This is a genomic window from Clostridium ragsdalei P11, from assembly GCF_001675165.1.
Classification (GTDB): Bacteria; Bacillota; Clostridia; order Clostridiales; family Clostridiaceae; genus Clostridium_B; species Clostridium_B ragsdalei.
The window spans coordinates 19,257-42,425 of the sequence record NZ_LROS01000006.1 but is presented as its reverse complement, the minus strand read 5'-3'; the positions used below and the strand labels follow the sequence as shown (position 1 = coordinate 42,425).

Sequence of the window (23,169 nt, the reverse complement as noted above, 5' to 3'; positions counted from 1 at the left end):
TAGGTAATAATGTACTTAAATAATAAGTACAGACTTGAATTTTATATTGATAAAGATTTGAGTATAAGGTAAGTTCGCTGTATAAAATATATTTAATGTAATTATAATAATGTAGGTGGAGGTATTTAATATGTCTGAAATAACTAAGAATATGACTATAGCTGAAATTATTAAAATGAATCCAAAAAATGCAGAAAGATTGATGACTTTTGGAATGGGATGTGTGACTTGTGGTGAATCTCAAGAAGAGACATTAGAAGAAGCTGCAAACGTACATGGATTAAATGCAGATAATTTAGTAAGGGCATTAAATGCACTATCTTAGGATTAGAATTTGTTAATAAAAAGTATATTAAAAATTAAATGAATATATAAATTAAAAAGTGAAAAGTGAGGTTAAAAATTATGGCAAAGATATCTAAAGATACAACTATAGGTGAAATAGTAAAAATGAAGCCAGCATATGCTGAAACATTGATGAATTTTGGAATGGGATGCATAGGCTGTCCTGCATCTTTAGCAGAAACAGTTGAGGAAGCTGCTACAGTACATGGTATTGATGTTAACAGTTTAGTTAAAGCTTTAAATGAAGTAGAAGATAAATAATAAAAAACATTAAAATAGATAGGATGATAAAATCCTATCTATTTTTGCATTTTGCTGTATCAGCAAGTCTACAGCTATTACATTTATCGTCACAGGATTCCAGATGAATCATTACTTCCGTATTCTGAAGTGAGTGACTCATTTCATTTTCTATGTCATCACACAATTTATGGGCAACTTTTATATGCATATCTTCAGGAAATACTAAATGCACATCTACATATCTTTTATTTCCAGATTTCCTAGTTCTTAATCTGTGAAAACTGCAATATCCGGAACTGTATTTAGATATACAATCTTTTACAATGCTAATTTCCTTATCAGATAATTTTACATCTACTAGTGGATTAAAGGCTTTTTTTAACAGACATAAGGCTTCCTTTAAAATAAATAAAGCTACAATTACAGCTATTATAGGATCTAGAAAATGCAGTTTTGTAATCCATATTAGAAAAAGCCCTAAGCCAACTCCAAGGGAAGTATATACATCTGTTTTAAGATGAAGGGCATCTGCTTCTAAAGCAATAGAGTCAGTTTTTTTAGCTACTTTATATAATCTTTTGGATACTAAAAAGTTTATTGCAGCAGAAAAAAACATGACAAAAAATCCCAGACTGGATGAGGCTACTTCTCCTCCGCTTAATATCTTTTTTATAGCTTCTACTATTATCCATATGGATGCAACAAATATAAGCAGTGATTCGATTACACCGGATACATTTTCGAATTTACCGTGCCCGTAAGGATGCTCTGCATCTGCAGGTTTGGATGATATTTTAACAGAAAAAAACGATATTATAGCTGCAATTAAATCCATAGTTGAATGTATGGCTTCTGATAGGATACTAACTGATCCCGTAATTATCCCAACTATTAATTTCATAGTTATTAAACATGCATTAGAAATTATAGAAAGTCTTGCTGTTTTTACTTTTTCATCCATTTAAAAAACATCTCCCCTAAAATTTAGTAGTTATCAAGTGATAAGAACTAATACCTATTATAATAGGACAAAAATCATTATAAGTCAATAGAAAACTACTTCGATATGTATTCTCAATTGATAAAGAAAATTGACTTCAACATAACCTAAATGATAGGGAAATAAACACACAATTTATTATATGTAAATTAAACAAATATGATTATAGGGTTTGAAGTTTGAAAGTAACCTTATACAAAGCATGTAATGACAAATTTCAGCACCATAAAAACTTTTGACAAGTCTAAAACTCGGTATTTTGAAAATCTGAGAACCTTATCTAAACTCGTACCTCAAACATATCTAAGCTCCTAAGATTTTCTAAAATACCTCGCTAAGACTTATGGAAAAGTTTTTAAAGGTGTTTTCAACTTCGTCATTACATTTTGTGTATAAGTTAAAATTTCAATTAGAAACATTATAGATTTAGATGGGTATTGTGACTTAAAAATCAACTTATACGTATGAATATTTTTACAATAATGAAGCTCTTTTAAATATTTTGTATATAAGTCTTAATAGTTAGTTCACAATTCACAATTTCAGTAGATTTTTCTCCGCAAGTGTTATGAAAAATCTAAACAATAAGTACTATGAACTTTAAATCTTTAGATTTTCTGTGACAACAGAAAATCATCGTTAATTGTTAATTGCTAATTAGTTACTTAGACTTACCAAAATATTTAACGAGCTGAAGGTTGTAAAAAATATACGAAGTATAAGTTGATTTTTTACTTAGAAACTCTATATTTAAATTAAGAAAATTAACCACCTAAAGTTATATCCTGATCGTTATACCATTTTAGAGCATGCATTAAATGTTCCATTTTAAAATCAGGCCAATAGTCATCTATTATGTAAAAATCTGAATATACAGATTGAACTGGTAAAAATCCACTGAGCCTTCTTCTACCACCCCATCTTATTATTAAATCTACTCTTGATATATCATGGGAATTTAGACTGGATATAATGGAATGTCTATTTGTAGTTGATAAATTTTTAGTTTTACCTAAATCCCATTCCCATCCGTAATTTACTAAAAAATTAACTTTTATTCCCCCTTTACCGAAATTTTTTCTAACCATATAAGGGAGAAGTTCTTTTGGAAACATAGGAGAGTCAGAGTTTCCAACTACTAAAAGAGAAGCATTTTCTTTTGAAAGTATTTTTACAGCTTCTATACAAGCTTTGGTGAAGGCTTTAGCTTGAATTGATGGTCTTTTAGTATTATCTGTAGTGAATCCATAATAGGTTAATTCATTTATCCCTAATTTTTCACATAATTTAAATAATTCTATTCCAGGTTTTAGACCAAAACTATATCCTTTTTCTTTACTTAACCCTCTTTTAACTGCCCAGCGCCTGTTTCCATCTGGAATTATACCTATGTGATTTGGCAGTGCCATTTTTACATCCTCCTCTAGTTTAAGTACTAATTTAAATTATTACCAAGAGTTGGATTATTATTCTACAATGAAAATTAAATATAAAAAACTACAAAGTTTTTTATATTATACGAGTAAATCCTTCTCCTAGTACTTCATTTACATCATTTACAGTAATAAAGGCCTTGTCATCTAAAACTTTTATATAATTTTTTAACTTTAAAAACTGTTTTCTGTCCAAAATGGTGGTTATAACTTCTTTATTGCTATTTTTATAGGCTCCTTTGGCGTAATAGATAGTTGCACTTCTAGATAGTTCATTTACAATATATTTTTTTATATTTTCACCATTGTTACTTATTATAGCTACTTGCTTATAGGAGTTCAAACTTAATATAACTTTATCAATTATAGTAGAGTTCAATATTACTCCAAGAATTGCATACATTCCTTTATTTACTCCAAGTATTAGGGTTGCTGCTATAGTTATTGCGATGTCTGCCATCAAAACAGATTTGCCTATACTTATTTGAGTGTATTTGTTTATTATTTTTGCAATTATATCTGTTCCACCAGTAGAGGCGTTTAAGTTAAAAACAATGCCCATACCTAATCCACATATGAGTATGCCTAATATGAGTTGAATTAAAATATCATTGCTGAAAGGCTTTATATTAGGATACATTTTTCCCATTAAAAGTACAAGAGCAGATATAGAAAAACTACAAAATATGGTTTTACCACCAAACACAGGTCCAATTACAATTATACCAATGGTAAAAAGTATAACTTCCATGCCCATCATTAAAAGACCTATTGGAATACTTGGAAATATACTGTTTATAATTATGGCTATACCGCTTGTTCCTCCAGCTGCTATATGATTTGGAGCTAGAAAAAAATAAGTGCCAAAAGCTACAAAAAGTGAACCTACTAGTATAAGAAAAATATCTTTCAAATTTATTTTCATAAGTCAAAGCCTCCTATATATAATTTCTATTTAATTTCGTAGTTTATTCATCAAAAAAAGCACATAAAACCCAAGTAAGAAATTCTTAGATTTATATGCTCTCATTACACACAAATTCATTGTGAGAATGTCTTTTTAAATTTACTTCCAATAATATTATATAATGATAGATATTTTAATGTCAATGTTATACAATATTTATTAACTCAACTTTCGCAGTTTAAAAACATTGCGAAGCAATTAATTCACAATTAAGGATGATTTTTTTCTGTTAAAACTTCAGAAAATGTAAAATGTAGCACTATTGAAGCAAAGCTTCAATAAGCTTTAAATTTTAAATTTTAAATTTTTCGCAGCACAGTGGAGAAAAATCTACTGAAATTGTGAATTGTGAATTGATTACATTTAACTTGTATTATTTAATTAGTAATATTATAATAAAATAGTAAAGTAAATAAATGTATAAAAGCTATTAAACTTATACAAAATTTATCAAGTTTCGCAGCAAAGCCTTATCAATGAATCTTACTTATTGAAAGTGTTACAGTAGGTAGCCATCAGATAAAATTTAGAATAGTGGGTGATTTTTTTATGCAAGATGTGATTCTTACAGAATCAGGTAAAAAAAGTTAGAAGATGAATTAGAATACTTAAAAACAGTTAAAAGGGTAGAAATTAAGTTAGCGTTGAAAGCAGCACGTGCACAAGGTGATTTAAGTGAAAATGCAGATTATGATGCTGCAAAAGATGATCAATCTATGACTGAGACTAGAATACAGGAACTTGAAGCTCAGCTCAAAAATGCAGTAATAATAGAAAGCTCTTCAGAAGCAGACGTATTCGATATAAATAAAACCGCATTAGTAAAATTTTGTGACGTAGATGAAACTGAAGAAGTTACCTTAGTTAGTACAGTAGAAGCAGATGTTAAGAATATGAAGATAAGTATAGAGTCTCCTTTAGGAAAGGCACTTTATAAACTAAAAGTAGGTCAAAAGGCAACTGTGGCATCTCCTGATGGAAGTTATGATGTGCAGGTTGAAAAATTATTGTAAAATAAGTGTGTTGAATGTTTTATTTTTATAAGTTAAATTGATGAAAATATGTTGACAAATAATTAGCAGTTTGCTACATTTTATTAAATTAAATATTAAGTTCTTATCAAGAGCGGTAGAGGGACTGGCCCTATGAAGCCCGGCAACCTGGATGTAATCCAACGGTGCCAATTCCAGCAGGTATTACCTGAAAGATAAGAAGTGGAAGAATATTAATCTTCCTGTAGGCTTATCTACAGGAAGGTTTTTTTGAGTATAAAAAGTTTTTAGTGTGATGAAATTTGTTAGTATATGGCTGGTATAAGTAAACTTTCTACTTAGAAACTCTGTATTTTAATTTAAAACTACCTTTTCTTTTTGACGGAAAATCCAAATTTGCCTAGAGGCTTTGAATTTATAGGAAAGTATTCTCCGTGAGAATAACATATGAGATCAGCTTTTTCTAAATGTATTTTGCCCTTATTGTCTATTAGATTTTCATCTACGTGAACTGATGAAATTTCAGCTATAAATAAATGATGGCTTCCAAGAGGAATTATATTTTTAACCTTGCATTCCATGTTAACAGCACATTCTTTAATACAAGGAACGGATATTTTTTCACTTTTTTCTAATTCTAATTTACATTCTTTTATTTTATTAAAGTCTTTGCCAGATTTTACACCGCATAAATCTACAATTCTGGTTAAATTTCTAGAAGGAAGGTTTACTGCAAATTCCATTGTCTCCTTTATGTATTTATAGGATAATCTTTCTGGTTTTATGGCTATAGTAATCATAGGTGGTTTAGTACATGCATTACCTACCCAGGCAGCAGTGAACACATTTATATCTCTATTTTTACTTTTTGAAGTTATAAGTACTGAAGGTACAGGATTCAGCATACAACTGCCTTTAAAAAATATTTTAGACATTGTAAATCTCCTTTTCTATTAAATTATTCTTTTAAAATCTATTTAATATGAAGTATCATGGTAAATGTTGTTATGATAAAAATTTTTGCAATTATATATATAATTTTTATAGATATAAATTTGTAATTATAATTTAGAAACAATATTTTTAAATTACAAAAAGCCCCAAAACCCTTAAATTGAGACATATTCCTTGGGACATAGGGCTTAATTGTTTTATTATAAGACATTTAAACAGTATACTAAAAGTAAACTAATGAGATTTTTTACTTTTAGCCACTTCAACTGAAACTCTTCTTCCCTGAAGTTTTTTACCATTAGTTTTTTTCAATATAATAGAAGATACTCTTTCTGGGACATTTATAAATGTAAATTTATTTAGTATATCTATATCACCTATTTCATAGGCTTCAACTGAAGAAGTTTCACTTATAAATTTTAAAAGTTTTCTAGGAGTTAAATTATCCATTCTACCTATGGATAGGAATAATCTAACATCTTTTTCATCTACAGTTAAGGAATTTTCCTTATAGTCAAAGCTCAATTCTTTGTCAAAAATTATTTTCATAAGAGCAGCTGCTACGTCTACTAGATTGTATTCTTCATCTAATTCAGTTGCTATAGGAATAAAATTTTTATAATTGTCTTCAGATATAATATTTCTAACTTGTTCTTCTATATTTTTATACTTAGCTTCATAAATATCATCTACTGTAGGAATTTCCTTCCTTCTTATCTTGCTTTTAGTAAATTTCTCTATTTGCTTTAAAAGTATGTATTCTCTAGGTGTTACTAAGGAATATGCAATACCTTCTTTGTTTGCCCTTCCGGTTCTTCCAATTCTATGGACATAAGATTCTGTGTCCTGTGGGAGGTCATAATTTATAACGTGGGAAACATTTTCCACATCTATACCTCTTGCAGCTACGTCTGTGGCAACTAAGAATTCAAGGGAACCTTCTTTAAACTTTCTAAGGGTATTTAATCTCTGGTTCTGTCCCATGTCACCGTGCATACCTTCTACATTATATCCTCTAGCTTGCAAACCTTCTACTAATTCATCTACACCACGTTTAGTTTTGCAAAATATTATGGCACTTGAAGGTTCATCTACGTCTAGAATTCTACATAAAGATTCAAATCTATCTTTTTGTTTTATCTCATAGTAATATTGTTTTGTTTTCTCTACAGTTAATGTGTTCTTAGCTATTTTTATGCACTTAATATTTGACTTCATATATCTGGAAGATAACTTTTTTATCTGATCTGGCATAGTAGCAGAGAAGAGCAATGTCTGTCTGTCAGAATTTGCGGCTTTTATTATGTTTTCTATATCTTCTATAAAACCCATATCCAACATTTCATCTGCTTCATCTAGTATTAAGAATTCTATATTGCTAAGATCTAAAGTTTTCCTCTTTATATGATCAAGTATTCTTCCAGGGGTGCCTACTACTACATCTACACCTCTTTTTAAAGATCTAATTTGCCTGTCTATAGGTTGACCACCGTATATAGGTAATAGGGCTACTTTTTTGAATTTAGCAATTCTGGACAACTCATCATTTACTTGAATTGCAAGTTCTCGAGTGGGAGTAACTATAAGAGCTGAGATGTGTTTGCTTTTGGTAGTTATCTTGCTTAACATAGGTGCTCCAAAAGCTAAAGTTTTTCCTGTACCTGTCTGTGCCTGACCGATTACGTCATTCCCATCTAGTATTACAGGGATTGATTCAGCTTGAATTTGCGATGGTTCTTCAAATCCCATATCATCAATTGCTTGAAGAACCTTAGGATCTAAATTTAAATCACTAAAATTAATATTTTCCATTAAAACTCCTCTTTCTTTTTTATATTACAAAACAAAGTTTATCATATCATAGTATATACATATTATCAAATTTTAATTTAATTTTCTGTAATTAACAATTAGTCTAATTTTATGCTCTTTCTATTTCACTGTATATAAATTATAATATAATGTACGATAGTTTTTATTTAAAGAGGAGAATTTATATGTTTGATGCTAGACAAAAAGTTTTACCTAATGGTATAAAACTTATTACTATAAAAAGAGATACTTATATAGCGGCTTTTCATGCTGGAATTAAAATAGGAGCTATATATGAAAGTGTTCAGGAAAAGGGCATATCACATTTTATTGAACATATGCTTTTTAAGGGTACTAAGTCTAGAGACAATAAAAAATTAAACAATGATTTAGAAATTCTGGGGGGAGAATATAATGCATATACAGACAATAATTCTACAGTGTATAGTATTACCTCATTAAGGGAAGAATTAGAAAAGTCTGTGGAAATTATTTCCGATATGTTTATAAATTCTATATTTCCGGATGAAGAAATTGAAAAGGAAAGAGAAGTTATATTATCAGAAATAAAAAGCAGTAAAGATGATATAGAAGCTTATAGTTTTGAAAAAGTAAATAAACTAGCTTTTAAAAAAGGTCCATTGAGATATGATACTGCAGGAGATGAACAGGGAGTAACTAAATTTACAAGGAAAGATTTAATTGAATTTTATAATAATTATTATGTTCCTAATAATTGCTTCATAACAGTAGTTTCTTCTTATGAACACGAAGAGATTTATGATTTGGTATGGAAATATTTTAAAGACTGGAAGTACAAGGAATTTACTAGAAACGACATAATAATTGAACAAAATATACCCTGTAGGGAAGTCTCTTATAAAAAAGATATAGAACAGAGTACTATTGTGTATCTTTTTACTTTTTATGGATTAAATGAAAAAGAGGAATTGGCACTCAAAATATTGAATCATAGATTTGGTGAAAGCAGCAATTCTATTTTATTTAGAAAACTAAGAGAGGAAAAAGGACTTGCTTATGATGTATATACGGATTTGGATTTAACTACGGGAGTAAAGACTCTCTATATATATACTTCAGTCAGTGAAAAGAATATAAAATCTGCTATGAATACTATAGAAAAATGCATATATAAAGTAAAGAATGAGGAAATAAAATTTGATGATAATACTATAAACTTAATGAAGAAGATATTAAAAACTGCAGTAGTATTTACCCTTGAAGATGCCACAGATATAGGAAATTATGTTTTACATCAGGCTATAGAAGGTGAAAGTATATATAAATGTATTGATGATATAGATGAAATTGAAAGTATAACTAGAGAAAATATATATGAAGTGGCTAGAACTGTCTTAAAAGATCCAACGATTCATGTTTTAAAAAGAGAATCTAAACGCAGCAGTTTTCACTAATGAAATTATCTGATGGCTACCTACTGTAACACTCCCACTTCTATCAAAGTGGGAGATAACAGTAGCTATGCCCCTAGATAATTCATCTAAACTTAGTGGAAGAAACAAAACTCTAAAGAGAAAGCGACTATCATCAAATCAAAGATTTGGGATATCTGCTTTTCCCACTAAGTAAGATTTATTGATGTATAATATGGGGGAGGGCTAGGTTGAGTAATTATACAGTAACTAAAATTGAATTACAAAAGAAAAATAAAGATAGGGTAAATGTATATATAAATGAAGAATTTGCATTTGCCTGCAGTTCAGAACTTGTATATAGTTATGGAATATCAAAGGGAACATCTGTTGATGTGAATTATTTAAAAAGTATAATTGAAGAAGATAATTTTATAAAATGTAAAAGTAGTTCATTGAAAATTATAGAGAGGGTTTATAAAACAGAAAAACAGATTAAGGATAAATTAGTTCAAAAACAATATGATGAAAATGCTATTTCAAGGACTATAAAGTTTTTAAAAGAATACAAATTTGTAGATGATGATAAGTTTACAGAACTTTATATAAAAGAAAAGATTTATTCTCAAGGTAAAAATAAAATAAGATATTCCCTTATTAAAAAAGGAATAAGCGAGGATATTATAAGTAAAAAGTTGGATCTTATAGATGAAGAACAGGAGGAAAAAGCTGCTTTTAACATAGCAGAAAAAAAGTATGCTGTGCTTATAAAAAGCGAAAACAACTTAAGAAAAGTATATGAAAAATTGGGAAACTACTTGGCAAGAAGCGGATATAGTTTTGAAAAAGCAAGGACAGTATCGGATAAAGTCATAAAAAAGTATGCCAAGCTAGAAGATGAGGAAAAGGAAAGTTTTCAAGAAAGTATACAGGAAAAAAGTAAAGATGAACTATATAATCTGGCAAGTAAAAGGTATAGGATAATAACTAAATCAGAAACAGATAGAAATAAAATATATAGGCGGCTTGGAGAATATCTTTTAAGAAGGGGGTATTTATGGACAGATATAAAGAATACATTAAATGAATTATTAAAGGATTAGAATGCTTGTATATGAAGTGATGCACAATCACTATCAATAAATTTTTTGCCATTTAGAGGTGATTATTATTATGAAAGTAAACCCTATAACTTTAATGATAGGGGGAATATTTTTATATCCCATCATAAAGGGATTTTTATTTAAGTTTTCTTCTAATGATTTAAAATTGGATATTGATGATGTAAGCAGAAGCATTTCATTTATAATATCTCTGATAATAGGGATATATTTTGGTAAAAAGATATTTATACAGCATGACCAGGGTATATATGAAAAGATATATAATTTAATACCTCAAAATCTCACACAATACTTTGACAACAATAATTTTATAGTATATGCAGTCCTTCTTCCCATTCTAATATTTATATGTTATAGAATAATAAAATTATTTTTTAATTTAGTAAATCGTATTATTTTCTATCCTGTGTTAGATAGTATAGATAGGTTTTTAAGACCAAAGGGAAATATGTTTAAGAGAATAGCAGGAATGGTATTTGAGCTGCCTAAGGCAGTATGTTATGCTCTTTTAGTTGTATTTGTATTAAATATAATGTCTATATTAAATGTAAGTCCTAAATTGAGCACATACTTAGAGGGCTCAAAGCCTTATAAAAGCATTTGCAAAGAAGTAGTTATTCCCGTTACTAATTCTACTATTGCAAAACAACTGCCAAATGTAATAAATAATTCTTTTAAAATAGTAATAAGAAATGCAAATTCAAATGAAACAAAGAGTGTAGATCAATTAGATAGGGTTAAAAATGAAGCCAATACAGTAGTTTATTATAATGGAGTTACTTTAGATGAAGGAGTAAAATCCAATAGTGAAATAAATAGTTTAGCTAAAGCACTTGCCTCAGAAGGGGGTAATACCAATGAAAGAGCAGAAATGTTATATAATTGGATAGGTACTAACATAAGCTATGACCATGAGAAGGCAAATAAGGTATTGAACAATGAATTCAATGTAAAATCAGGTGCAATCCCAACTTTTTATTCTAAAAAGGGAATTTGTTTTGACTATTCTTGTCTGTATGTAGCTATGGCTAGAGCCAATAACATGAAGGTAAGACTTATAACTGGAGAGGGATTTAATGGAATAAGCTGGGTAAGTCATGCGTGGAATCAAGTATATATCCCTGAAAAAAGTAAATGGATAAATGTGGATACTACCTTTTACAAAGGGGGAAATTATTTTGACAGCAGGAGATTTCAACTTGATCATAAAGATGCACAGATAGCAGGAGAATGGTAGCATAAGTAAGTTCCACTCATATTGTGTTAGAGTGGTACTTACTTATTTTGATTTTGTTATATAGTTTTTTAATATGGCATTTATTGCTTTTTCACAATCAGAGTCCTCATTATTCAGGCACCATGCGTTGTTAAAATATATGAGGGCTTTTTTGTTATCTTTTATCATAGTGTAGCAATATCCCAGGTTAAAAAAGTATTTACTTTCTCTCTTTATATTTAGAGCAGAATTTAATAAGTTAATTGCTTTTTTGTAATCTTTAAGTTTTATGAAACATACTGCTGAATTATACAGTGAGGATGCTTCATTATCTTTTATTTGTATTGCCTTTTCATACATATCAATAGCCTTTTTGTAATCTCTGTCATTGTAGTATTCGTTAGCCTCTTGAAAGTAGCTCATTTTAATCCTCCTCGGTTCCTATGGAATTTCATAGTTCTTTAGTAAATTTATATCCATATTTTCTAAAAATATTCCATTTATATTTAAAAATGTGCTTAGAAGCTTTATATTATTGTAGGATCTAAAGGATTTTAAACAAGGAATACAGTATTTATATAGTAAGATGTAATTGCTTATATAAAGAATTGGGAGATGAGGTAAAATTGAAAAAACATTTTGAAAGTCTTCATATGTCAGATCTAAAGTGTCAGGAAGAGTACATACGAAGAATTCATAAAGTGCAGGATTACATCGAGTATCATTTAGGACAGTCTCTGTCCATTGAGGAACTTTCCAATGCCGCTGGATTTTCTAAATATCATTTCAGTCGGATCTTTCAGGGTATGTTACATGAACCGTTAGCACATTATGTGAACCGGATTCGCATGGAGAGGGCATTGTTTCTGTTGGCACACCGGGCAGATAAAAATATAACGGACATTGCTTATGAACTTGGATTTTCGGATTCAGCTGTATTTTCTCGGGCATTTAAGAATTATTATGGAGTTAGTCCAAGAGAATACCGGAAGGAATATAGCAAGAATTGCAAAGATTCTTTTTTATTGTCTGAGTATAATAAGGACACAGCAAAGAAAGAATGGACGGGTAATCCTTTTTCTGTTACCGGTAAGATTACCATAGAAAATCTCGAGGAAAAACAGGTTGTTTATGTAAGGCATACAGGTACTTATGAGACATTAGCAAAAGAATATGCCAATCTAATAAAGATGTTATTTGTTTATGCAAAGAAACAGCACCTTCTTGTGAATGGTCAGAATTGGCTGCTTGCCATGTACCATGACAATCCGGAATTTGGAGAGGAGAGCCAGTTTCGTACTAGCCTGTGTCTGACGGTTCCAAAGGACATAGCAGTTAAAGAAGATGGAGTTCTTGGCAGGATGGAGTTAGAAGGCGGTCTGTATGCGGTGGGACATTTTCAGCTTCAGAAGGAACAGTTCAGTGATGCCTGGAATTATATGTACCGGGAATGGCTTATGGGCAGTGGCTACATTCCCAGAGATTCATATCCTTTTGAAGTATACCTTAACAATCCGGATGACAGCGAGAGTCATATCATTAAAGTGGACATTTATGTTCCCATTGAGTCCATTCATTTCTAATATGCTTAAAATCTATTTGGGGTGAGTATATGGAACAAATCAACATTCATGGAGCACGAATTCATAATCTAAAAAATATTGATTTAACGATTCCTAAGCATGAACTGGTAGTCATTACAGGCATCAGTGGTTCTGGAAAATCCAGTCTTGCATTTGATATTTTGTTTGAAGAAGGTAAGAACCAGTATCTACGGTCGATTGGCATTATGGCTGGACTTGATAACGAGGATCGGTTCGATACGATTGAGGGAATTGGTCCAACGGTGGCGGTACACCAGAACACCATAAGGCAGAGTAATCCACGTTCTACAGTGGGCACAAAGACTGGAATTCTAAATCAGCTGGCTCTTATCTATGCCAGTGATGGAAAAATTTTGGATGAGCATATGGAACATCTATCTCCAAGTTTATTTCTTTATACAACGGCTGATGGAATGTGTATTAGCTGTAAAGGAAGAGGTTCTTATTATGATATCAATCTTAAGCAGTTAGTTCCAGATAAAACAACAACGTTATTAGAGGTTTATGATAGTCTTAAGGTAACCAGTGGTTTCTTACGGATTTTAAAGAAGAAATACGGTATGTATTTTGATACCTCATTTTGGCAGCTTCCAGAAGATATTCAAGACGAAGTGGTTTATGGAACGTATGATAATGGGAAGCAAAGCTACTGCTTAGAACGGATACTAAGAAATGCTTATGAAAAAGGTGAGGATGTGGAGGAAGTTTATGTGAAAATTATCTGCCCAGATTGCCATGGTGAAAGGGTAGGCGATGATGCGAGAAAAGTCTTTTTTCATGGAAAGCGGATTGGTGAACTGGCACAGATGACACTGGAAGGTCTCCTTGATTATCTAAATGGAATACCTGGAGAAGAACTTTCCCAGTTTAGTAAGAATGCAATAAAAAATGTGAGGCGGAAATTAAATCAGCTGATTAAGTTTCGCTTGGGACATCTAACTCTTTATCGTGAGATGTCATCCTTAAGTGGTGGAGAGGTGCAGCGCATCTTTCTTCATCTTCACCTGGAGTCAAAACTAGATTCACTGATTTATGTCTTTGATGAACCAATGGCAGGATTACATCCATCTGAGAAGCAAAGCATGATTGAAGCGATAAAGGAATTAAGAGATCTTGGTAATACAGTGATTGTGGTGGAGCATGATAAAGAGATGATTAGTCAGGCTGATCATATAATAGAAATTGGTCCGAAAGCAGGTATAGAAGGTGGAACAGTAGTCTACCAGGGGGACTATAAAGACTATGTAAAAGCAGATACACTGCTTAGCAAGTATCTTTCTCACAAATGTGATATGCCACAATGTGAGAGTAGAACAGATACATTTGATAAGAAAGACTGTATAATCCTAAAACATGCTAATATTCATTGCTTAAAGGACCTTACAGTAGCATTTCCACTTCATGTTATGGTTGGAATTGCAGGGCTATCTGGGAGTGGAAAGAGTTCTTTGATAGAAGACACTTTATTAAAACGCATTACTAGTGCCAGAAAATATGGTCATGCATCTGGTATAACTGGGGTAGAACGGATAAGCAGTTTTGCCAAGATATCGCAGGAGCCTATTGGAAAAAGTGCCATTTCTACACCTGCCTCCTATATAGGAATCTGGGATAAAATCCGCGAGCTTTTTGCAAAACAACCGGAAGCAAAAATAAGAAACATGAATGCTGGATATTTTTCGTTTCATTCCAAAGGGGCATGTCCGGACTGCGGAGGGAGTGGATATGAAAGAATATTTTTGACCTCAAATTTTTCTGTTGATAAGCTCTGTCCTACGTGTCACGGCAAGCGATTTCAGGAAGAGAGTCTTTTGGTGAAATATAAAGAAAAAACCATTACGGATGTGTTAGAGATGAGTATTATAGAAGCTGTTTTTTTCTTTGCAGATCAAAGCAACATTGCAAAACCGCTGCATATCTTAGATCATATGGGCATGGGATATTTAACACTTGGTCAGCCAACTTCTTCATTAAGTGGTGGTGAGGCGCAGAGAGTCAAACTTGCCAAAGAACTGGGGAAGCAACGGGGGGGAAATATGCTTTATGTACTGGATGAACCAACAACCGGGCTTAGCATGTATGATACGGCATTGTTGCTAAAACTATTAGATCATCTAGTTACGAATGGAAATTCAGTGATTATCATTGAACACAATATAGATGTATTAAAAAACTGTGATTATATTATTGAACTTGGTCCAGAAGGTGGAGATATGGGTGGCGAGATAATTGCGAAAGGAACACCAGAACAGCTTACAGCTAATCCAAATTCCAAGACAGGGAGGTATCTTATATGCTCTTGAAGACGAAAATGGAAAAGATAATAAATAGCAGCTATAACAATATTGGAGGAATGATAGTGTTAAAAAATAGTAAAATACTATATGAAAACTACTTTAACGAATGTAATGCTGCTAGTACTTTCCATGTTTTTTCAGTTACCAAAAGTATTGTTTCTATATTGATTGGCATTGCCATAGATAGAGAATATATCAAAAGTATTAACCAAAAAATACTGGATTTTTTTCCCGATTATACAGTTAAAAGAGGAGAAAAGACGATACAGAATGTTACACTTAAGGATATGCTTACAATGACAGCTCCGTATAAATATAAGTCAGAACCCTACACAGAATATTTTGCAAGCGATAACTGGGTAAATAGTGCACTTGATTTATTAGGAGGCAAAGGAAAAATAGGAGAATTTAGATACACTCCTCTCATAGGCCCAGATATTTTGTCTGGTATTCTTGCAAAAACAACTGGACAATCTGTACTTGATTTTGCAGCAAAATATTTATTTTTACCACTGGATATTCATGTGGAAGGCAATATAGTCTTTCATAATAAGAAGGAACAACTTGACTGGTATAAAGAAAAAAATGTTAGAGGATGGGTTGCTGACAGGGCTGGAGTAAATACAGCAGGATGGGGTCTTAATCTGACTACCACGGATATGGCAAAGGTAGGTCAATTATATTTAGATAAGGGAATATGGAAGGGTAAACAAATTATTTCGTCAGATTGGATAAATGAGAGTACAAAGGAACATAGCATATGTAAGCAGTGGAAGCTGTCGTATGGCTATCTGTGGTGGATTATTGATGACAAAGAACATGCTTATGCAGCTATGGGCGATGGTGGAAATGTGATTTATGTCAATACGAAGAAAAAAATGATAGTAGCTATTGCTTCTCTTTTTATACCACGTGCTAAAGATAGATTAAAATTTATTAAAGGGTATATTGAACCAATGTTTGAGAATTTTGCATAAACCATGGCAATAATGGATTGAAGGTTATAAAAACGTTGCGAAGCAAAGTTTCACAAGTTAAGAATTAATAATGAAGAATTAATAATGAAAGATGATTTTTAGCTGTCGCAAAAAATCTTTAAATTTATATAAATCAGCAATGTTCCGCTTTAGCGAAACGAGTGGTGAAAAACTTAATCAAAGATTTTTTGCAGTATAACGGAAAAAAATCCACATTAACTATTAATTCTTCATTCTTAACTATTAATTTTTTACAATCCTGCAATTTAATGAAGCATTATTTTTGTCAGCTTTTTCTCTGCAAGTTCTACTGCTCTGTACATTAGGTAAGCTAAAATTGAAAGTATGATTATGCTGACCATTACTGTATCTAACTGTGATATCTGACCTCCGTATATGATTAAGAAACCAAGGCCTTCTTTTGCTACTAGGAATTCTCCCATTATTACGCCAACCCAGGACAGGCCTACATTTATTTTTAAAGCAGATATTAAAGTAGGTACTGAAGAAGGTATTATAAGGTAAATGAGAACTTGAAGTTTTGAAGCTCCAAAGGTCTTTAGAAGCCTGATTTTATCTCTATCTACAATTTTAAATCCATGAAATACATTTATTATGGTTACAATTACTGAAATTAATATGGTGATTACAATGATAGTTGACATACCATTTCCTGCCCAAAATATTATTATAGGTGCTAAGGCAATTTTAGGAAGTGCATTTAATACAACTATATAAGGGTCAAGTACATCTGAAATGAAGTCAGACCACCAGAGAAGTATGGCAATTATAGTTCCAAGAACTGTGCTAAGTAAAAATCCCAGTATGGTTTCATAACAAGTTATGCCAATATGTCTAAATAGAGTTCCTTCTGCATAGAGCTTTATAAGGTTTTTCCACATTCTAGAGGGTGTACTGGTTAGAAAAGGATCTATCCATCCAAGGTCGCCTGCTATTTCCCATAATGCAAAAAAAGCTATTAAAATTATAAATCTGCTTAATATAACTTTCTTCTTTCTAGTTACTATATTATTTATATATATTTGGTGTTCCTTGTTGTAATCCAACATTAATAATTCAACTCCTTCCATATGCTGTTAAAGTAGATTCTAAATTCTGGATCTTCCCTGCATTTTAAAGGAGAATTATAAGATTCACTGAAAGTTATATCAAATATTTTTTTAATTTTAGCAGGCCTTTTTGAAAGTACTACTATTCTATTTGACATAGATATAGCCTCTGATATATCGTGGGTTACCATTATGACTGTTTTTCTTTCCCTCTTCAATATTTTAAATATTTCATCGCTTATATTTAATCTAGTCTGATAATCCAGTGCTGAGAAAGGCTCATCTAAAAGTAGAACTTCAGGATTTAAGGCAAGAGTTCTTATTAAGGCAACCTTTTGACGCATTCCCCCTGATAATTCGTCTGGATAATAATTTACAAAGTCCATAAGACCATAATTTTTAAGTAAGGAATTTAACTTGTCTTTGTATAAGTCTGGTGATTTATGTTGTATTCTTATACCAAGAGTTATATTGTTCCACACGCTGGACCATTCAAATAGGTGATCTCTTTGAAACATATATCCAAGTTTTGAAGAAGCAGAAGCTAAGGGTTCATTGTCTATAAATATTTCACCACAAGAAGGCTTTATAAGACCTGCTATTATATTTAAAAGTGTAGTTTTTCCACAGCCTGATGGACCTACTATGCTTAAAAATTCTCCTTCTTCTACGGAAAAGTTTATATCAGTCAAGGCTTTAGTAAATCCTTTAAGTGAATGGTAGTTCATAAATACATCTTTTACTGTTAATTTACTCAAAATATCATCTCCCGCCAGTTTACAGTTATTAATTGGCATTTATTAGGCTTAGGCATTTTCTTTCAAATGTCTTATTACAAACTATGATTTATTATATGAAGGCTCGTAATTTATTGTTCCTGACGAAAAGACGATAACAGCACAAAATTCAACACATAACTATGAAAATACTCACATATTAATTTATATTATGGTAGTATTTTAAACTTAAAATTAATTAAGGGGTAACATGTGTTATAATATAATTACTGAATTAGGTTTAAACACAGTTTAAATCCAAATTGTATTGTAACTATGCGGCATATTCGTAGAATTATTTTCTAAATATGGGTTGTGATGGCACATGCTATAAAGCATATGGATAAAAGCTATTATTTCCTGTTTATTGTTAGGTGAAAATATATTACAATATCAATGTACTATTTCAAATTATTATTTTATTAAAAGGTGATTGCTTATGAAAAATTTATTTCATGTAGGTCTTGATGTAGGTTCAACTACAGTAAAAATAGTTATATCAGATATTAAAGATAGTATAGTATATCATAAATACCAAAGACATTTTTCTGATATAAAAAGTACTATAGCTAAAGTTATTAAAGATGCCTATGAAAAATTAAAGGATTCAAATATCACTGTAATGGTTACGGGTTCAGGTGGGTTATCTGTATCTAAGTGGCTTGACATACCGTTTATTCAAGAAGTAGTAGCTTGCACTAATACTATAGAACAATTTATACCGGAGACGGATGTGGCAATAGAATTAGGTGGTGAAGATGCCAAGATAACCTTTTTTGATGGTGGAATTGATCAAAGAATGAATGGAACTTGTGCAGGTGGAACTGGTGCATTTATAGACCAAATGGCATCTCTTCTTCAAACAGATGCGCAGGGACTAAATGAATTAGCTAAAAATTACAAAGTGATTTATCCTATAGCAGCAAGGTGTGGTGTATTTGCCAAAACTGATATACAACCTCTTTTAAATGAGGGAGCTGCAAAAGAAGATATTGCAGTATCTGTATTTCAATCAGTTGTAAATCAGACAATAAGTGGACTTGCTTGCGGAAAAGTTATAAAAGGTAATGTGGCATTCCTAGGTGGGCCACTGTATTTTTTATCAGAACTTAGAAAAAGATTTATAGAAACTTTAAAGCTTACGGATAGGCAGGTGATTTTTCCTGAGAATCCTCAATTGTTTGTAGCACTTGGAGCAGCTATTTCTTCTAAAAATGGAAAAGTTATTTCTGCTGAAGATTTAGTAGACAGGCTTCCTAATTTAAGCAATTCTTCAGCAGATGAAATACAAACTATAAGGCCATTATTTAAAGATGAGAATGAATTAAATGAGTTTAAGAAAAGACACAGTACCAGTGTGGTAAAAAGAGCGAACTTGAATACATTTAGAGGAAACTGTTATCTTGGAATAGATGCAGGCTCAACTACAACTAAGGCGGCACTTATAGATGAAGAAGGAAATTTACTTTATTCTTTCTATAAGGGTAATGAAGGCAGCCCTTTAAAGTCGTCTGTAAGAATATTAAAGGATCTATACAAAAAGATGCCTGAAGGTGCACATATAGTAAGCTCAGCAGTTACAGGTTATGGAGAAAATCTTATAAAAGCAGCACTGCATGTAGATATAGGCGAAGTTGAAACTATTGCCCACTATAAGGCAGCAGAATTTTTCCAGCCTGGAGTAGATTTTATACTGGATATTGGTGGACAGGATATGAAATGTTTGAAGGTTAAGGACAAGGTAATTGACAGCGTAATTTTAAATGAAGCCTGCTCATCTGGATGTGGATCTTTCTTAGAGACTTTTGCTAAATCACTTAATATGAGTGTAGAAGACTTTGCAAAAGCTGCAGAAACTTCCCAAAAACCTGTGGATTTGGGTTCCAGGTGTACTGTATTTATGAATTCGAGAGTTAAACAAGCTCAAAAAGAAGGAGCTTCAGTAGGAGATATATCTGCAGGACTTTCTTATTCAATTATAAAGAATGCTTTATTTAAAGTAATAAAGATGAGAAATTCAAAAGAATTTGGAGAAAAGGTAATAGTACAAGGGGGAACTTTTTATAACGATGCTGTACTTAGAGCCTTTGAAATCATATCTGACAGGGAAGTAGTAAGACCTGATATAGCAGGGCTTATGGGAGCTTTTGGATCTGCAATTATTGCAAAGGAAAGACATCAGGCTGGGTGTGAAAGTACACTTTTAAGTGAAAATGAGCTAGGCAATTTTACATCAGAAGTATCTATGAGAAGATGCGGAAAGTGTGCTAACAACTGTCTTTTAACTGTAAATAAATTTTCCGATGGAAAAGAATTTATATCTGGAAACAGGTGTGAAAGAGGTGCAGGATTAGAACGTAAAAGTCAAGATGTGCCTGATGTTTTTGCCTATAAGTATAAAAGAATATTTAATTACATTCCTCTTAAAAAGAGCGAGGCAAAAAGAGGGATAGTAGGGATACCTCGAGTGTTAAATTTATACGAAAATTATCCATTTTGGTTTACATTTTTCACTGATCTGGGATTTAGAGTAGAAATATCTTCCCGTTCATCAAAGAGAATTTACGAACTTGGAATAGAAACAATACCTTCTGAGTCAGTTTGCTATCCTGGAAAGATGGTCCACGGACATATAATGGACCTTATAAATAGAGGAGTAAATTTTATATTCTATCCATGTATACCTTATGAGAAAAAAGAACAAGAAAATGCAGATAATAACTATAACTGTCCTATAGTAACATCTTATCCTGAAGTTATAAAAAACAATATGGATATACTAAAGGAAAAAGATATTAATTTCAAAAATCCATTCTTGTCTTTGAATAACGAACCCAAGCTCGCAGAGAGACTTGGAGAAGAACTTAAAGAGTTTAATATACCTCAAAAGGAAATATCCTCTGCAGTGGCAAAAGCTTTTGAAGAGAGTAGAAAGGTAAAAAATGATATAAGATCAAAAGGTGAAGAAGTAATAAAATATCTTAAAGATACAGGTAAAAAGGGCATAGTACTTGCAGGAAGACCTTATCATATTGATCCGGAAATAAATCATGGTATACCTAATATAATAACATCTTACGGTATGGCAGTACTTACTGAGGATTCTGTGGCACACCTTGGAGTAGTAGAAAGACCTTTAAGGGTAGTAGATCAGTGGGTATATCATTCTAGATTATATGCTGCAGCAAGTTTTGTAGCTAAACAGGACAATATAGAGCTTGTACAATTAAATTCCTTTGGCTGTGGATTAGATGCAGTAACTACAGATCAAACTCAGGAAATATTAAATAAATACGGAAAGATATATACAGTACTTAAAATTGATGAGGGTAGTAATTTGGGGGCTGTTAAAATAAGAATGCGTTCTCTTAAGGCAGCTATTGAAGAGAGAGATAAATCTGGTTTTAAACCTCATAAAGTTGGAACTGATTATAAAAAAGTACTGTTTACTGAAGAAATGAGGAAAAAGCATACTATATTGTGTCCTCAGATGTCACCTATACATTTTCAATTTCTGCAGGAAGCTTTTAAAGCATCTGGATATAACCTGGAGGTGTTACCTTCTGTAGATAAGAAAGCAGTAGATGAGGGACTTAAATATGTAAATAACGATGCTTGTTATCCTTCCATAATAGTAGTGGGACAAATGATAGAGGCATTAAAATCTGGAAAATATGACTTAAATAATACTTCTTTAATAATTTCTCAAACAGGGGGAGGATGTAGGGCTACGAACTATATAGGTTTCTTAAGAAAAGCACTTAGAGAAGCTGGTATGGAAAATATACCTGTAATATCCCTAAACACAGTGGGATTAGAAAAAAATCCAGGATTTAAAATTACCATTGGACTTGTAAATAAGGCTATGATTGCACTTTTATATGGAGACTTGTTTATGAGAGTGTTGTACAAAGTAAGGCCTTATGAAAAGATACCGGGGTCTGCAAATACCCTTTATAGAAAATGGGTTGATAAGTGTAAGGAAAGTGTTAAAAGTGGAAGTCACAGTGAATTTAAAAAAAATATATACAGCATAGTAGAAGACTTCGACAATCTTGAATTAAATAAAGTTAAAAAGCCTAAAGTTGGAGTAGTAGGGGAGATATTAGTTAAGTTCCATCCTACAGCTAATAACAATATTGTAGATGTTTTGGAAAAGGAAGGTGCGGAAGCAGTAGTTCCGGACTTGACAGATTTTCTTTTGTATTGTGCTTATGATGCTGAATTCAAATATAAATATTTGGCGGGAAGTTACAAGGACAATATCATAAATAAATGGGCAATTAAATGTATTGAATATTTTAGAAGGCATATGCGAAAAGCCCTTGAAAATAGTAAAAGGTTCACTCCTCCATCAGACATTGAAGAACTGGCAAAGTATGCTTCTAAAGTGCTTTCTATAGGAAATCAAACAGGTGAAGGTTGGTTCTTGACTGCTGAGATGATAGAACTTATAAGAAGTGGAACAAAAAATATCGTATGTATGCAGCCTTTTGCATGTCTGCCTAATCATGTAACAGGTAAGGGAATGATAAAGGAATTAAAGAGAAGATACAAGGGAAGTAATATTGCTGCTATAGACTATGATCCAGGAGCAAGTGAAGTAAATCAGTTAAATAGATTAAAACTTATGCTATCTGTGGCATTTAAATCTATGGAAAACGAAGCTCCTACTCAGAAACGGAAAGAGAAATTAGTGCCTAAAGCAGTGCTCGTACAAAGTGGAACTAAATAATATAGGGTTCTAGCTTGAAAGTTACCTTATACAAATCATGAAATGACAAATTTCATTTTGTGTATAAGTTTAAATTTCAATTAGAAAACTCCATAAGTGTAAAATTAAACATTCTATAAAATTATGGGTTTTCTAACTTAAAAATCAACTTATAAGCAAGCATATTTTTACAATAATGAAGCTCTTTTAAATATTTTGCATATAAGTCTTAGAAAAAAATTCGTAAAAAC

At 31.6% G+C, this 23,169-nt stretch carries 17 protein-coding genes, 1 pseudogene and 1 riboswitch; of the genes and pseudogenes, 10 read left to right on the top strand and 8 right to left on the bottom strand.

The window, feature by feature from the left end:
* Positions 1-130: 130 nt before the first annotated feature.
* Both CLRAG_RS02955 and CLRAG_RS02950 read left to right on the top strand, forming a co-directional pair.
* Positions 131-325: a DUF1858 domain-containing protein gene (locus tag CLRAG_RS02955; protein ID WP_065077004.1), complete on the top strand. Its 195-nt coding sequence runs from the start codon at positions 131-133 to the stop codon at positions 323-325.
* 80 nt (positions 326-405) lie between these two features.
* Complete coding sequence (locus CLRAG_RS02950; protein ID WP_065077003.1) at positions 406-606, top strand: DUF1858 domain-containing protein; 201 nt, start codon at positions 406-408, stop codon at positions 604-606.
* A gap of 34 nt (positions 607-640) precedes the next feature.
* Here CLRAG_RS02950 and CLRAG_RS02945 read toward each other — a convergent pair whose 3' ends face one another.
* From CLRAG_RS02945 to CLRAG_RS02935, 3 genes are all read right to left on the bottom strand, one after another.
* Complete coding sequence (locus CLRAG_RS02945) at positions 641-1,549, bottom strand: cation diffusion facilitator family transporter (RefSeq protein ID WP_065077002.1); 909 nt, start codon at positions 1,547-1,549, stop codon at positions 641-643.
* 803 nt (positions 1,550-2,352) lie between these two features.
* A complete protein-coding gene (locus CLRAG_RS02940) occupies positions 2,353-2,997 on the bottom strand; it encodes an undecaprenyl diphosphate synthase family protein (RefSeq protein ID WP_065077001.1) in 645 nt (214 codons plus the stop codon).
* Positions 2,998-3,097: 100 nt separating this feature from the next.
* Positions 3,098-3,946 carry a YitT family protein gene (locus tag CLRAG_RS02935; protein ID WP_065077000.1) on the bottom strand — a complete coding sequence of 283 codons (849 nt, stop codon included), beginning with the start codon at positions 3,944-3,946 and terminating at the stop codon, positions 3,098-3,100.
* 591 nt (positions 3,947-4,537) lie between these two features.
* Between CLRAG_RS02935 and greA the strand changes: the two are divergent.
* Positions 4,538-5,001, top strand: a pseudogene (greA, locus tag CLRAG_RS02930) (transcription elongation factor GreA).
* Positions 5,002-5,101: 100 nt separating this feature from the next.
* Positions 5,102-5,202, top strand: a riboswitch (SAM riboswitch).
* Positions 5,203-5,345: 143 nt separating this feature from the next.
* Here the strand turns inward: greA and CLRAG_RS02925 are convergent.
* Both CLRAG_RS02925 and CLRAG_RS02920 read right to left on the bottom strand, forming a co-directional pair.
* Positions 5,346-5,915, bottom strand: a complete 570-nt coding sequence (locus tag CLRAG_RS02925; RefSeq protein ID WP_065076999.1) for a flavin reductase family protein — start codon at positions 5,913-5,915, stop codon at positions 5,346-5,348.
* A 253-nt stretch (positions 5,916-6,168) separates the two neighbouring features.
* Positions 6,169-7,746 carry a DEAD/DEAH box helicase gene (locus CLRAG_RS02920; protein ID WP_065076998.1) on the bottom strand — a complete coding sequence of 526 codons (1,578 nt, stop codon included), beginning with the start codon at positions 7,744-7,746 and terminating at the stop codon, positions 6,169-6,171.
* 185 nt (positions 7,747-7,931) lie between these two features.
* Here CLRAG_RS02920 and CLRAG_RS02915 point away from each other — a divergent pair, with 185 nt between their 5' ends.
* The 3 genes from CLRAG_RS02915 (at position 7,932) to CLRAG_RS02905 (ending at position 11,501) form a co-directional block, all read left to right on the top strand.
* Positions 7,932-9,182 (top strand): M16 family metallopeptidase, encoded by a 1,251-nt coding sequence (locus CLRAG_RS02915; RefSeq protein ID WP_065076997.1) that lies wholly within the window; start codon positions 7,932-7,934, stop codon positions 9,180-9,182.
* Between the two features lie 209 nt (positions 9,183-9,391).
* Positions 9,392-10,243: a recombination regulator RecX gene (recX, locus tag CLRAG_RS02910; protein ID WP_065076996.1), complete on the top strand. Its 852-nt coding sequence runs from the start codon at positions 9,392-9,394 to the stop codon at positions 10,241-10,243.
* Between the two features lie 70 nt (positions 10,244-10,313).
* Positions 10,314-11,501, top strand: coding sequence for a transglutaminase-like domain-containing protein (locus CLRAG_RS02905; protein WP_065076995.1), 1,188 nt, complete (start codon positions 10,314-10,316; stop codon positions 11,499-11,501).
* A gap of 42 nt (positions 11,502-11,543) precedes the next feature.
* On the opposite strand, the gene CLRAG_RS02900 is transcribed toward CLRAG_RS02905, so the two are convergent.
* Positions 11,544-11,903, bottom strand: a complete 360-nt coding sequence (locus CLRAG_RS02900; RefSeq protein ID WP_065076994.1) for a tetratricopeptide repeat protein — start codon at positions 11,901-11,903, stop codon at positions 11,544-11,546.
* Positions 11,904-12,133: 230 nt separating this feature from the next.
* Between CLRAG_RS02900 and CLRAG_RS02895 the strand changes: the two genes are divergently transcribed.
* Genes CLRAG_RS02895 through CLRAG_RS02885 form a run of 3 tightly spaced genes read left to right on the top strand, consistent with a single transcriptional unit; the run spans position 12,134 to position 16,358 of the window.
* Complete coding sequence (locus tag CLRAG_RS02895) at positions 12,134-13,063, top strand: AraC family transcriptional regulator (protein WP_065077059.1); 930 nt, start codon at positions 12,134-12,136, stop codon at positions 13,061-13,063.
* Positions 13,064-13,092: 29 nt separating this feature from the next.
* Positions 13,093-15,387: an excinuclease ABC subunit UvrA gene (locus CLRAG_RS02890; RefSeq protein ID WP_065076993.1), complete on the top strand. Its 2,295-nt coding sequence runs from the start codon at positions 13,093-13,095 to the stop codon at positions 15,385-15,387.
* A complete protein-coding gene (locus tag CLRAG_RS02885; RefSeq protein WP_065076992.1) occupies positions 15,378-16,358 on the top strand; it encodes a serine hydrolase domain-containing protein in 981 nt (326 codons plus the stop codon). Before CLRAG_RS02890 ends, CLRAG_RS02885 begins: the two co-directional genes overlap by 10 nt.
* A 266-nt stretch (positions 16,359-16,624) precedes the next feature.
* On the opposite strand, the gene CLRAG_RS02880 is transcribed toward CLRAG_RS02885, so the two are convergent.
* Complete coding sequence (locus tag CLRAG_RS02880; RefSeq protein WP_065076991.1) at positions 16,625-17,428, bottom strand: ABC transporter permease; 804 nt, start codon at positions 17,426-17,428, stop codon at positions 16,625-16,627.
* The gene (locus CLRAG_RS02875) at positions 17,428-18,186 is read right to left on the bottom strand and encodes an ABC transporter ATP-binding protein (protein WP_065076990.1); all 759 of its coding nucleotides are present in this window, start codon (positions 18,184-18,186) and stop codon (positions 17,428-17,430) included. The genes CLRAG_RS02880 and CLRAG_RS02875 overlap by 1 nt, the downstream gene beginning before the upstream one ends.
* A 457-nt stretch (positions 18,187-18,643) precedes the next feature.
* Between CLRAG_RS02875 and CLRAG_RS02870 the strand changes: the two genes are divergently transcribed.
* On the top strand, positions 18,644-22,939 hold the full coding sequence (locus CLRAG_RS02870; protein WP_065076989.1) for a 2-hydroxyacyl-CoA dehydratase: 4,296 nt from the start codon (positions 18,644-18,646) through the stop codon (positions 22,937-22,939).
* Positions 22,940-23,169 lie beyond the last annotated feature (230 nt).

What these genes read in the sequence shown, in the direction of transcription:
- CLRAG_RS02955 (WP_065077004.1), top strand. Translation starts at nt 131, where the DNA reads ATGTCTGAAATAACTAAGAATATGACTATAGCTGAAATTATTAAAATG.
- CLRAG_RS02950 (WP_065077003.1), top strand. Translation starts at nt 406, where the DNA reads ATGGCAAAGATATCTAAAGATACAACTATAGGTGAAATAGTAAAAATG.
- CLRAG_RS02945 (WP_065077002.1), bottom strand. Translation starts at nt 1,549, where the DNA reads ATGGATGAAAAAGTAAAAACAGCAAGACTTTCTATAATTTCTAATGCA.
- CLRAG_RS02940 (WP_065077001.1), bottom strand. Translation starts at nt 2,997, where the DNA reads ATGGCACTGCCAAATCACATAGGTATAATTCCAGATGGAAACAGGCGC.
- CLRAG_RS02935 (WP_065077000.1), bottom strand. Translation starts at nt 3,946, where the DNA reads ATGAAAATAAATTTGAAAGATATTTTTCTTATACTAGTAGGTTCACTT.
- CLRAG_RS02925 (WP_065076999.1), bottom strand. Translation starts at nt 5,915, where the DNA reads ATGTCTAAAATATTTTTTAAAGGCAGTTGTATGCTGAATCCTGTACCT.
- CLRAG_RS02920 (WP_065076998.1), bottom strand. Translation starts at nt 7,746, where the DNA reads ATGGAAAATATTAATTTTAGTGATTTAAATTTAGATCCTAAGGTTCTT.
- CLRAG_RS02915 (WP_065076997.1), top strand. Translation starts at nt 7,932, where the DNA reads ATGTTTGATGCTAGACAAAAAGTTTTACCTAATGGTATAAAACTTATT.
- CLRAG_RS02905 (WP_065076995.1), top strand. Translation starts at nt 10,314, where the DNA reads ATGAAAGTAAACCCTATAACTTTAATGATAGGGGGAATATTTTTATAT.
- CLRAG_RS02900 (WP_065076994.1), bottom strand. Translation starts at nt 11,903, where the DNA reads ATGAGCTACTTTCAAGAGGCTAACGAATACTACAATGACAGAGATTAC.
- CLRAG_RS02895 (WP_065077059.1), top strand. Translation starts at nt 12,134, where the DNA reads ATGTCAGATCTAAAGTGTCAGGAAGAGTACATACGAAGAATTCATAAA.
- CLRAG_RS02890 (WP_065076993.1), top strand. Translation starts at nt 13,093, where the DNA reads ATGGAACAAATCAACATTCATGGAGCACGAATTCATAATCTAAAAAAT.
- CLRAG_RS02885 (WP_065076992.1), top strand. Translation starts at nt 15,378, where the DNA reads ATGCTCTTGAAGACGAAAATGGAAAAGATAATAAATAGCAGCTATAAC.
- CLRAG_RS02880 (WP_065076991.1), bottom strand. Translation starts at nt 17,428, where the DNA reads ATGTTGGATTACAACAAGGAACACCAAATATATATAAATAATATAGTA.
- CLRAG_RS02870 (WP_065076989.1), top strand. Translation starts at nt 18,644, where the DNA reads ATGAAAAATTTATTTCATGTAGGTCTTGATGTAGGTTCAACTACAGTA.